The 12319-nt window shown below is 43.4% G+C and carries 9 protein-coding genes; 1 reads left to right on the forward strand and 8 read right to left on the reverse strand.

All coding sequences use genetic code 11. The features are described from left to right. Nucleotides 1-104: 104 nt before the first annotated feature. Nucleotides 105-611 carry a peroxiredoxin-like family protein gene (locus EGM47_RS00620; protein WP_124978837.1) on the forward strand — a complete coding sequence of 169 codons (507 nt, stop codon included), beginning with the start codon at nt 105-107 and terminating at the stop codon, nt 609-611. Between the two features lie 83 nt (nt 612-694). On the opposite strand, the gene EGM47_RS00625 is transcribed toward EGM47_RS00620, so the two are convergent. Genes EGM47_RS00625 through EGM47_RS00660 form a run of 8 tightly spaced genes read right to left on the reverse strand, consistent with a single transcriptional unit; the run spans nt 695 to nt 12241 of the window. Further along, a complete protein-coding gene (locus tag EGM47_RS00625; protein WP_206052089.1) occupies nt 695-2515 on the reverse strand; it encodes a cytochrome c oxidase subunit I in 1821 nt (606 codons plus the stop codon). 4 nt (nt 2516-2519) lie between these two features. Beyond that, complete coding sequence (locus tag EGM47_RS00630; RefSeq protein ID WP_124978838.1) at nt 2520-3596, reverse strand: cytochrome c oxidase subunit II; 1077 nt, start codon at nt 3594-3596, stop codon at nt 2520-2522. 21 nt (nt 3597-3617) lie between these two features. Continuing rightward, a complete protein-coding gene (locus EGM47_RS00635) occupies nt 3618-5024 on the reverse strand; it encodes an urease accessory protein UreE (protein WP_124978839.1) in 1407 nt (468 codons plus the stop codon). A 20-nt stretch (nt 5025-5044) separates the two neighbouring features. Continuing rightward, nucleotides 5045-5782: a c-type cytochrome gene (locus EGM47_RS00640; protein WP_124978840.1), complete on the reverse strand. Its 738-nt coding sequence runs from the start codon at nt 5780-5782 to the stop codon at nt 5045-5047. After that, nucleotides 5782-6315: a DUF3341 domain-containing protein gene (locus EGM47_RS00645; protein WP_124978841.1), complete on the reverse strand. Its 534-nt coding sequence runs from the start codon at nt 6313-6315 to the stop codon at nt 5782-5784. The genes EGM47_RS00640 and EGM47_RS00645 overlap by 1 nt, the downstream gene beginning before the upstream one ends. Before the next feature lie 12 nt (nt 6316-6327). Next, the gene (gene nrfD / locus EGM47_RS00650; RefSeq protein ID WP_124978842.1) at nt 6328-7764 is read right to left on the reverse strand and encodes an NrfD/PsrC family molybdoenzyme membrane anchor subunit; all 1437 of its coding nucleotides are present in this window, start codon (nt 7762-7764) and stop codon (nt 6328-6330) included. Between the two features lie 23 nt (nt 7765-7787). Further along, nucleotides 7788-10871 carry a TAT-variant-translocated molybdopterin oxidoreductase gene (locus EGM47_RS00655; protein WP_124978843.1) on the reverse strand — a complete coding sequence of 1028 codons (3084 nt, stop codon included), beginning with the start codon at nt 10869-10871 and terminating at the stop codon, nt 7788-7790. Nucleotides 10872-10891: 20 nt separating this feature from the next. Then, nucleotides 10892-12241: a c-type cytochrome gene (locus EGM47_RS00660; RefSeq protein ID WP_124978844.1), complete on the reverse strand. Its 1350-nt coding sequence runs from the start codon at nt 12239-12241 to the stop codon at nt 10892-10894. Between the last annotated feature and the right edge of the window lie 78 nt (nt 12242-12319).

Genomic DNA, 12319 nt, shown 5'->3' on the forward strand with positions numbered 1-12319 from the left:
ATAGCCCCTTGCCTTTTCTTCTCATATAATAATACAAGCTTAACAATCTTTAATAGCCTATTGGGAGACTGAAGCGGTTTCGAAGACTATCTTTAAATAAAAACATGAAACCACAACAAAAAACACCTGAGTTAGAGCTTGACCTAATCAATGACACCAAGTGGTCACTTCACAAACAAGATCCTGATAAATACAGCTTGTTAATATTTTATAGGGGGCACCATTGTCCAATTTGTAAGAAACAGCTGGAAAGTGTAAAGAATCATTTGAACGATCTTACAGATAGGGGCATCAATGTTATCGCCATAAGTATGGACAAAGAGCAGCGCGCCAAGAAAACTGGTGAAGAATGGGATATAGAGTCCTTGCCGGTAGCGTTTGAGCTGTCAAAAGATAAAGCACAGGAATGGGGCCTTTACCTATCCAAAGGGGTTAGCGATAAAGAGCCAGAACTTTTCTCCGAACCAGGAATGTTTTTAGTGAAAGATGACGGCACTTTATACTTCTCTTCAGTGCAGACCATGCCGTTTGCTAGACCCAGTATCAAAGATGTCCTGAATGCAGTAGATTATATAGAAAAAAATAACTATCCCGCTCGTGGGGAAGTATAGCTTTCGCGAAAGCGAAAAATAGCCCAATAAAAAAGCCGCTGTTCTTGGACAGCGGCTTTGCTATAATTTATAGTGGCGGATAATTAATGATTTAATTCTTCCTCACCATCTTGCAGCGGAATATGTTGCGGTGCATAATCCTGTCCAGGAATTACATAGTCACCTTCTTCGTTGAGTTTGCTATAGTCATAAGCCCAACGGTATACAGTAGGAATTTCTCCTTCCCAATTCCCATGGATATGTTTGTCACCCGTAGTCCATTCCAACGTATTTGATTTCCATGGATTAGCTGGCGCTTTCTTACCATAGAAAATTGATTTAACAAAGTTGTAGACAAAGAACAACTGAGCCAGCGCGGTTGCAATAGCAAAGTAGGTGATCAAACTATTGGTATCGGCCAAGTCATCAAAATAGGGGAAATTGGTATTCGTATAATAACGTCTCGGAAGTCCTGCCATACCAATAAAGTGCATAGGGAAGAACACACCGTACGCACCGATGGCCGTTAACCAAAAATGCACATACCCTAAGTTTTTATCCATCATACGATTGAACATTTTAGGGAACCAGTGATAAACTCCGGCAAACAAACCGTATAAGGCAGATATACCCATAACCAAGTGGAAGTGCGCCACCACAAAATAAGTATCGTGTACATTGATGTCCAGCGTACTATCTCCCAAGATTATTCCAGTAAGTCCACCCGTAATAAAGGTAGAAACCAAGCCTATAGAGAAGAGCATGGCAGGGTTCATCTGTAGATTACCCTTCCAAAGCGTGGTGATATAGTTAAAAGCTTTTACCGCAGAAGGAATCGCAATCAATAAAGTCGTAAAAGTAAATACGGATCCCAAGAAAGGATTCATACCAGATACAAACATATGGTGACCCCAAACGATAGTCGACAAGAATGCGATGGCTAAGATAGAAGCCACCATGGCACGATAGCCAAAGATAGGTTTACGCGAATTGGTAGCAATAATTTCAGAAGTAATACCCAATGCTGGAAGTAATACGATGTAAACTTCTGGGTGACCCAAGAACCAAAATAAATGCTCAAACAATACAGGTGAACCACCTTGGTGAGCCAGTACTTCTCCTTTGATGTAAATATCAGAAAGGAAGAAGGAAGTACCAAAACTTCTGTCCATGATCAACAACAAGGCTGCAGACAACAGTACTGGGAAAGAGACCACACCGATGATGGCTGTTACAAAGAACGCCCAGATCGTCAACGGCAATCTAGTCATAGACATACCTTTTGTTCTCAAGTTAATCACAGTTACGATATAGTTCAATGAACCCAACAAGGACGAAGCAATAAAGATCGCCATGGAAACTAACCATAACGTCATTCCCAGTCCAGAACCTCCCATAGCTTCAGGAAGTGCACTCAAAGGCGGGTAAATAGTCCATCCAGCAGCTGCAGGACCTAATTCGACAAACAGAGATCCAATCATTATAGCGGCCGAGATGAAAAATAGCCAATAAGACACCATGTTTAGGAATCCAGAAGCCATGTCACGCGCACCAATTTGAAGAGGTATCAAAAAGTTAGAAAAGGTACCACTCAATCCGGCCGTCAATACAAAGAATACCATGATGGTACCGTGAATAGTAACCAATGCGAGGTACATGTTAGGATCCATGATTCCATCAGGAGCCCATTTACCTAACAAGGCTTCAAAAATTACGTTGGGCTCACCAGGATTGGCCAGCTGGATTCTCATCAACACAGACATGGCAATACCTATAGCACCCATAATAAGTCCAGTGATCAGATATTGCTTGGCAATCATCTTATGATCCTGGGAGAAAATATACTTTGTTACAAATGTTTCTTTATGATGGTGGTGTCCATCTTCGTGTGCATGGTCTGTTGCAACTCCCATAGATTGTCCCATATTTCTAGTTTTCAGCGTTGGCTAAAGTTTCTTCAAATGTTGTTTGTGTATCCAACCAATTCTGGTAATCCTCATCGCTTTCTACAACAATTTTGATCTGCATGTTATAGTGAGATTCACCACAAATTTTGTTACACAATAGATAATATTCAAATTCGTAAGGATCCAATGGTACTTCACCATCATCAATCAATTCCTTGCTTTTTTGTCGTCTAATTTCATTAATCTTACGCACTTTTTCGGTCATGTACTCAGTCGACTTATAATCTTCTGAAGTCACTGTAGGCGTGAATTTAAATTGGGTTACCATACCGGGCACAACGTTCATCTGCGCTCTAAAGTGAGGCATGTAAGCAGAGTGTAGAACATCCTGACTTCTGAATTTAAAAAGTACTGGACGATTTACCGGTAAATGTAATTCTTGAGCGACCATATCATCTTTACCGTCTACATCGGTTGGGTCAATACCTAAATCATTCACACCCTCAATGAAACGCACATTGGCGTCACCCAAGATATTGTCTTCCCCACTGTATCGAACCTTCCATCCGAATTGATAGGCATAAACTTCGACAACGATAGGGTTGTCATCCGTATCGGCTTCCATGATGTCGTTCCAGGAAAACAATCCCCAAAGGATCAAACCTGCCAGCACTACAACGGGAATAGCGGTCCAAATAAATTCTAATCGGTCATTATCCGCATAAAACAAGGCACGCTGTCCTTTTTTACCGTGGTATTTATAAGAAAAATAGTGCAAGAGACCTTGGGTAAGCACTTGTACGATCATGATCACGACCGTGGTCAACAGTAACAAGTTGTCGTACTCTGCGCCGTGTTCAGATCCAGCATCAGGCAGGAAAAAGTCTTGGTATCCGATAAAACATGCGATCATCATGATATACATGGCGACCACAAAGGCCAACATCATTTGACCATTGCGTTTGTTATCCTTATCATTGGCCACTTCAGACAATTCTGTGTCTGGTTCTGGGGCCTTACCCAATTTAACGATCTTAGAGATCTGCCAGATGGATACAGCAAATAAGGCTGCTATAAATATGATTAGAAATGCTGTCATTACAGTTGTTTTCTATATTGTTTAATAATGGAAATGTTTACTCTCACCTAGGTATGGATCACCTTTAGCCAATAATGGTGCCTTGGAGATTGTGTTGAACACGTACAACAGGAAGATACCGGCAAACAACATCACCGCTCCTATCTCTGGGAAACCAATAAACCAAGATTCTCCTACGGTCGCTGGCATCACCATCACATAAATGTCCAGGTAGTGACCGATCAGTATAAATAAACCTGCCGTTACCACAAACCAGTTCACCCGCTTAAAGTCTGAATTCATTAAAATTAGCAGTGGGAAAAGGAAGTTGATGGCCACCATACCAAAGAACAATAGATTGTAATCTTCAATACGGGTGACGAAATAAGTCACTTCTTCCGGAATATTGGAATACCAAATCAACATGAATTGTGAGAACCACAAATAGGTCCAGAAGATGCTTACCCCAAACATGAACTTAGCCAAGTCATGAATATGGGAGTCATTGACAAACTCTAGGTAACCTTTGGATTTCAGGTAAATGGTCACCAGGGCAATAGTCGTAATACCAGAGACAAACATACTGGCAAATACATACCAACCAAACAAGGTGGAGAACCAGTGAGGGTCAAAGCTCATGATCCAGTCCCAAGACATGATCGATTCAGTCACGATAAAGAATACTAAAAAGGCTGCACTGTGCTTAAATCCTTTTTTGTACCACTTAATATCACCTTCTTTGGCTTCATCCTGGTTCAAGCTGAATTTTCTGATGTTCCAGCGATAAAGGTTCCAACCTACCAGGAATGCACCAGCTCTGAACAACCAAAAAAGAACATTGAGGAAGCCTGTTTTACCTTGAATGATCTCGTCGTGGGCGACCACGTTCTCATCCATCCAAATAAAGATATGATTGACATGTAAACCAGAGAGCAAAAGCAATACAAACATGATGACACCACCAGGTAGTATATAGCTACTAATACCTTCCATTACCCTGAACAATACTGGCGACCAACCCGCTTGCGCTGCTTTTTGGACAGCGTAAAAGGCCAATACTCCCAGACCAATCATAAAGAAGAAAAAGGCCGCTACATATATGGCAGCCCAAGGCTTGTTCACCAATTGATGATACACATGCTCAGCATGCTCATCTTCATGACTCTTGGCGTGTCCGTCGCCATGATCTGAAGTCGATGCATGATCCGCAGCATGGTCATGGTTTGTTTCTGTAGCGTGATGATCTGCAGACGCACCGGCATGATGATCATCTTCCATCGCAGCAGCATCGTGGCCACCACCGTGATGTCCCGCTTTTTCAGCCTGGATCATTTCCTTGACGGCCTCTTCAGATTCGGGCACGCTTAAGAAACCAATGGCCGTAAAAAGACCACCCAGAACGATCAATACAATCGCAAAAATCTTAAGTTTACTAGTCAGCTTATACATACAATACTATCTTCTAGGGCTTATTGGCCGTCAGTTTGTGTTTCAGTTTCTTGCTCTTCGATTTCTTGTGGCTGCATAGGCGCCTCTTCCATCTCAGCATCCTTGTCACTGGATACCATTGTCGTATCCTGCGGTTGGGCTATAGGTTCTGCTACTTCACCACTCTTTACAAAAGCCTGGCGCTCCACCCCTTGCAGATCTCTTCTCAAGGCATCTACGTGGTGAGCAATTTGCCAACGTTCCTCCTCTGAGGTTTGTGAGGCATAGGATCCCATGGAATTGATTCCGTAATACATCACGTGATAAATCGAACCTTGTGTAATGGGGCGATCAGCATAGCTAGGCACCCCAAGGATTTTTTCAGTCTCAACCAAGTGACCTTTCCCATCACCTTTTTTACCGTGACAGATAGCACAGTAGATTCCGTACATGACAGATCCGTTTTCCAGGTTTTCTTCGGTATAAGGCAATGGATTTTGAAGGTTCGCTTTCGCGGAAGCGTAGCCCTCATTACTATTTTCATAATCATAAGGCATCCACCCGCGGGAGACAGTACCTTCTACCGGCTTTTGGGCTTCCATATTATTTTCAAATACGGTACCTTCCTGATAAGTTTCATATCCAGCCGACTCGTACATATTAGGGAAATACTGCACGCTGCGATCGCCATCGGCAGCAACAGACTTTGTTTCTCCCCTACAGGATATCAGTAAGGCTGCGGTCAATGCGTAAATGAATGTTTTATACCATGTATTCATCAGTGCTCGTCTTTGTCAATTAGTTTAATCTCCACTGCTCCCGTATCATACAAGAACTGTGTAGCCTCGTCCACATCCACACCATGGGTGTCTATTTCCATTAAAAAATGGTCGTCTGTAGTACGTACATCAGGATTTTCAGCTTGTTTGAATGGCCACAATCTACTTCTCATGTAAAAAGTGATCACCATCAAGTGGGCCGCAAAGAATACCGTCAACTCAAACATGATAGGCACAAAGGCCGGCATGTTTTGGATGTAGGAAAAACTAGGTTTACCACCAATGTTTTGAGGCCAATCCTCGATCATGATGTAGTTCATCATGGCCGTGGCAACACATAGCCCAACGATGCCGTAGAGAAATGCATTGATTGCAAGGCGGGTATCGGCGATGCCCATGGCCTTTTCCAGACCGTGTACGGGAAATGGGGTAAACACTTCTTCAATGTGATAGTGTTTGTCCCTGACTTGCTTTACTGCCTGCAGCAAAACATCATCATCCGTATATAAAGCGTGAATGGTTTTTGTCGACATAAGTTCTCAGTACTACTCGCTTGGGTGAGCGATAGGATCTCCAGATCTGGATTCCATGTTAGACTTGTTTTTATTTTCTCGTAAGGTCTTGTATTTACTACCACTGGCCTTCAAAATAGATTTTACCTCGGCTTGTGCGATAACTGGGAATGTTCTAGAATACAATAGGAACAATACAAAGAAAAATCCGATGGTTCCTATAAAGATTCCGATATCCACAAATGTGGGTGAAAACATCGTCCATGAAGACGGTAGGTAATCCCTGTGTAGGGAAGTAACGATAATTACAAAACGCTCAAACCACATACCTATGTTTACCACAATTGAAATCGCAAAGGAGAACATAATACTGGTACGTAATTTTTTAAACCACATGAACTGAGGTGAGAATACGTTACATATCATCATAGACCAATAAGCCCACCAGTAAGGACCGGTTGCCCTGTTCAAGAAGGCATACTGTTCGTATTCCACTCCAGAATACCAAGCTACAAATAGCTCAGTGATATACGCCACTCCTACAATAGAACCTGTGATCATGATCACAATATTCATCAACTCGATGTGCTGAATAGTGATGTAGTTTTCCAAATGACAAACCTTTCGCATGATGATCAACAAAGTGTTTACCATCGCAAAGCCAGAGAAAATCGCTCCTGCCACAAAGTAGGGAGGGAAAATTGTGGTATGCCAACCTGGAATCACCGAGGTAGCAAAGTCAAAGGATACAATCGTGTGTACAGAAAGTACTAGCGGCGTAGCCAATCCGGCCAATACCAAGGATACTTCTTCAAAACGCTGCCAATCTTTGGCACGTCCAGACCATCCAAAAGATAGAATTCCGTAAATCTTTTTGTTAAAGGGTGTAATGGCGCGATCGCGGATCATTGCAAAGTCAGGAAGTAATCCTGTCCACCAGAATACCAGTGAAACCGACAGATAAGTCGAGATCGCAAATACGTCCCAAAGCAAAGGCGAGTTGAAGTTCACCCATAAAGAACCAAATTGATTGGGAATAGGCAATACCCAATAAGCCAACCATGGACGTCCCATGTGAATGATCGGGAACAAACCGGCCTGAATCACCGAGAAAATCGTCATCGCCTCAGCAGAACGGTTAATCGCCATACGCCATTTCTGACGGAAAAGCAATAATACCGCCGAGATCAAGGTTCCCGCGTGACCAATACCTACCCACCATACAAAGTTGGTAATGTCCCAAGCCCAACCAATGGTCTTGTTCAATCCCCAAACTCCAATACCCGTAGAGATGGTATATGTAATACATCCTATTCCATAAAGAAAAGCGACGAGGGAGATCGTAAAGACAATCCACCACTGCTTATTTGCCTCACCTTCTACTGGTGCTGCAATATCTCTGGTCACATCGGAGTAAGTTTTATCACCGGTGACTAGAGGTCTTCTTATGGGCGCTTCATAATGAGCCATAATGTCTTGATTAGTTTTCTTAATTAAATATTTCTGACTTTCACCTGATACATCACGTTAGGCTCAGTTCCCACTTCTTCTAACAAATGATACATACGATCCTGTTGTTTCACCTTATAGATCTCAGACTCCTTGTCATTGATGTCACCAAATGTGATGGCTCCGCTATCACAAGCATTGGAACAAGCTGTAGCAAACTCGCCGTCTTTGATCATGCGACCGTCTTTCTTGGCTTCCAAAATGGTTTTCTGTGTCATCTGGATACACATAGAACATTTCTCCATAACTCCGCGTGAGCGAACGGTTACATCTGGATTGATGACCATACGGCCCAAATCATTGTTCATGTGATAGTCAAACTCATCATTCCCATTGTATAGGAACCAGTTGAATCGACGTACCTTATAAGGACAGTTGTTTGCACAGTAACGTGTACCTACACAACGGTTATAAGCCATATGGTTTTGACCTTGACGACCGTGCGATGATGCCGCAACTGGACATACAGTTTCACAAGGCGCATGGTTACAGTGTTGACACATTACTGGCTGGAAAGCGACCTGAGGATTAGCTGCTGGTTCTTCCAGCTCACCGAATCCACCTAAGGATCCATTGTCTCCAAATAATCCTTCAAAGCCATCCTTCTTCTCTTCATCAGCTTCAAAGCTATCCGTGGAAGAATAATATCTATCGATACGCAACCAGTGCATATCACGTGACTTTCTCACTTCAGTTTTACCCACTACAGGAACGTTGTTTTCTGCATGACAAGCAATCACACAGGCACCACAACCTGTACAGGCATTCAGGTCGATAGACATATTGAAATGATGTCCAACCGAACGATCAAAGGATTCCCAAAGATCTACATCTGGAGAGGTAACAGGAGTCTCTACGTGATTCAGTGACACCTCTGGCATCGGATTGAATTCGTGTTTATCTCCTTTTCTATACGTAGCCAGATCGGTCTCGCGAATGATATCACGACCCATCATGGTGTTTTGTAGCTGTGTACAGGCAAATTCGTGGTTTCCACCAGCATCAGCCAATTCTACAGATTGTATATCTACTCCATTTACAAAGAAAGGGAAGGCATTTACACCAGTTTGCATGTCTTCTTGCAAACCGTGCTTTTGACCGTATCCCAAAGCGATACCAACAGTTCCAGGAGCTTGTCCTGGCTGGATCAAGGCAGGAAATTCTGCTTTCACACCGTTCATGGTAACCGTTACGTAGCTACCGTCCAATGCTCCATTGGCGACATTTTTATTGTAGACACCCAACTGATCAGCATCTTGTTGAGATATGGTGATATAGTTATCCCAAGTCGTTCTTGTGATAGGATCAGGAAGTTCCTGCAACCATGGGTTATTGGCTTGTGTACCATCACCCTGTCCAATCTTGGTGTATAATGTCAATTCAAACCCAGCAGGCTTCTTAGCATTAGCAAGAGCGCTTAACGCAGAAGAATTACTGCTTCCGGTTGAAGCTGTTTGTGCTGCGTCTTCTTCCTCTGCTGTTGCAGTGGTAGCTGTAGTTGCACTGAAGAATCCATCTTGCAGGGACTTGTTCCAGCTAGCGCCAGCGGATACAGAAACCTCTTTCAGGTAATCTTTATAAGGCGTATCTATATCGGCCCATTTCAATAAACTGTCTTGAATTTGACGGGTGTCAAACAGTGGGTGAATAGTAGGTTGGGTCAAGTAAACCGTTCCTTTTTTGATTTCGGTGTCACCCCAGGATTCCAGGTAGTGCGGTGTTGTCGCAACAAAGTCACAAGCATCGGCAGTGGCATCCATTCGGGTAGCAAAGGATACCTTAAGCGGCACTTTTTTCATCGCTTTCGCGAAAGCATCAGCATTGTGGTAGCTATAAACTGGATCTACCCCAGCTACAAACAGGGCTCCCACACGACCGCTTTCCATATCTTTAACCAAAGCATCCACCGACTTGCGGTTTCCTTGACGGGTCATAATAGGCGCATCAGTATCAATCAACGTACTCCCTAAAGCTTCATTCAAAGCCAAGGTAAGTTGTTGCGCTCCTTGATCCGGGATTCCACAAAGCACTACCGCTTTACTTCCAGCTCTCTTCAATGTGATAGCAGCCTGCTCAACAGCTTTGGCTACTTTATCACTCATGGAAGGAGTAGCACCACCACCAACAATTTTACTATAAAGAGCTGCCAGAATATGCTTCTGTTCGGTCGGAGTAACTGGATATCTTTTATCGGCGTTGGCTCCAGATAGCGTCATGTTTGATTCAAACTGGATGTGTTGCGACATCCTTCCGTTTATAGGCACACGGGAAGCTGCATAGCCGTGGTTGAAACCACCACCTTGCCAGTCTCCTACAAAATCAGCACCTATACCTACGATAGCTTCTGCATCGGTAAAGTCATAATCGGCCAAACCTCTTACACCGTATTTGGCTTCGAAGGCATTTAAAGCGGCATCAGCACCTACGGTGTCGTAAGTTACCACACGTACATTGCTGTATCTTGATTTCAGATCCGTAAGAATCTTGTTCATGGAAGGGCTGGCAAAAGTTTGTGCCAACACCACAAGCTCCTTTCCATTGAGCTGTGTCAATGCTTGAAGCACCTGCTTGTCCAATTCCTCCCAAGTTGTTTTCTTACCCTTGGCCATTGGTTCCTGCAACCTGTTGTTGTCATACATGGACAAAACCGATGCATGAACACGAGCGTTAGCGCCACCTCTGGCAGCAGCATCGCGATTGCTTTCAATTTTGATGGGACGACCCTCACGGGTTTTGACCAATACACTGGCATAATCATAACCATTTGCAATCGTTGTTGCATAATAGTTGGCGATCCCAGGAATAATTTGTTCTGGTTGGTTGACATAAGGTACGGAATGGATAACCGGACCTTCACAAGCAGCCAACGAAGCCGCTGCAGTACTGAATCCAACATACTTAAGGAAATCACGACGTGAAGTGTTTGAAGACTGCATCGCCTGATCGTTCCCTAAAAATTCATCGGTCGGAATAGGACTTGCAAACTCGTTTTGCTCCAGGTTTTTTACCACCTCGTTGCTCTCATCGAGTTGAGCGGTGCTTTTCCAGTATTTTTTAGTAGTAGCCATAAATCTCTAAAACTATTTGATTAATAGTGGCATTTACCACATTCAAGCCCTCCCAGATCAGCAATGGTCAATTGGCGACCACCACGCTTTTCTGAAAGCTCCTTATGAATTTGTTCGTAATAACCGTTCCCCTGAAGGTCAACATTAGTCTCACGGTGACAGTTGATACACCATCCCATGGTCAACGGAGAATATTGATACATAATTTCCATCTCCTCTACCGGACCGTGACAGGTCTGACAAGCTATATTACCTGCAGTGACGTGCTGAGCGTGATTGAACTGTGCCAAATCAGGTAGATTATGGATACGCACCCATCGTACTGGCTCTGTATCCCCAGTATATACTTGCTCTGCACTATCCCATCCTGTTGCAGCATAGAGTTTTTGAATTTCTTTGTTGTAATCTATACCGTATTCATTGATACCTTCCTTATAGGTGTCATCGGCCACCTGGCTGATGGACTTATGACAGTTCATACAAACGTTAAGTGATGGTATGCCAGAGTGTTTAGATTCACGCGCACTAGAGTGACAATATTTACAATCTATCTGACTCTCACCCGCATGGATTCTGTGAGAATAATGAATAGGTTGTACAGGGGCATATCCCTGATCTACGCCTACTGACATTAAAGCACCGTAAGCAAAATAAGCACTGGCCAACAATAGGAATATAGCGGATACCAATACCAGGAATTGATTTTGCACAAAAGCTTTCCAGATCGGCGTGCGCTCCTCTTTTTCCGTTTCAAATTCGGTTTGGATACCGTTGGCCTCAGCAAAACGCTTTAAGGTTTTGTTGACCACAAGTAATAACACCACCAATAACAACAACACAAGCGCCAATGCACCAAGAATGATATTGTTGGTGGTTGGGTCAGCAGCACCACCATCACCAGCTCCGGTCACCTCAGAGTCTGTTGGAACAGGCTTTGGCGTGTCGGTATACGCCAAGATATTGTCGATATCAGTATTAGACAACTGCGGGAACGCATTCATGTTCTTTTGGTTGTACTCGGTGTAAATAGCTACGGCTTGAGGATCACCACTAGCGATCAACTCAGCTGAATTCTTAATCCATTTGTACAACCACTCACGCTCATACTTTTTAGTCACCCCAAAAAGCGCAGGCCCAGTCATCTTCTTGTAAAGATTGTGACAGGACGCACAATTGGCATTAAAGAGCTGTTTTCCCAGGGCCGAATCGCCAGCACTTCCTGCGCTGGGTTCGACTTCTTGTGGTGTCGCCGGCTCCCCATCATTCGTCGTTACATCTGTCTGAGCACCAGCACTGAAAGCACTGAAAGCCACAAAAACAAAGGCGAGAATGAATTGCCAGGCGGAAAAATGTAATTTCCTATTTATCATCACGTTTAATGAATATTACAATAACTTTGGCACAATAATTACGGTATTTTACCGTATCGTAAATGCTCGTGCAAAAAT

It is taken from the genome of Nonlabens xiamenensis, assembly GCF_003865345.1.
GTDB lineage: Bacteria > Bacteroidota > Bacteroidia > Flavobacteriales > Flavobacteriaceae > Nonlabens > Nonlabens xiamenensis.

Bases quoted from the DNA above. Each gene is read 5' to 3' on its own strand.
- nrfD (WP_124978842.1), bottom strand. From the start codon at position 7,764: ATGGCTCATTATGAAGCGCCCATAAGAAGACCTCTAGTCACCGGTGAT.
- EGM47_RS00645 (WP_124978841.1), bottom strand. From the start codon at position 6,315: ATGTCGACAAAAACCATTCACGCTTTATATACGGATGATGATGTTTTG.
- EGM47_RS00625 (WP_206052089.1), bottom strand. From the start codon at position 2,515: ATGGGACAATCTATGGGAGTTGCAACAGACCATGCACACGAAGATGGA.
- EGM47_RS00655 (WP_124978843.1), bottom strand. From the start codon at position 10,871: ATGGCTACTACTAAAAAATACTGGAAAAGCACCGCTCAACTCGATGAG.
- EGM47_RS00660 (WP_124978844.1), bottom strand. From the start codon at position 12,241: ATGATAAATAGGAAATTACATTTTTCCGCCTGGCAATTCATTCTCGCC.
- EGM47_RS00640 (WP_124978840.1), bottom strand. From the start codon at position 5,782: ATGAATACATGGTATAAAACATTCATTTACGCATTGACCGCAGCCTTA.
- EGM47_RS00630 (WP_124978838.1), bottom strand. From the start codon at position 3,596: ATGACAGCATTTCTAATCATATTTATAGCAGCCTTATTTGCTGTATCC.
- EGM47_RS00635 (WP_124978839.1), bottom strand. From the start codon at position 5,024: ATGTATAAGCTGACTAGTAAACTTAAGATTTTTGCGATTGTATTGATC.
- EGM47_RS00620 (WP_124978837.1), top strand. From the start codon at position 105: ATGAAACCACAACAAAAAACACCTGAGTTAGAGCTTGACCTAATCAAT.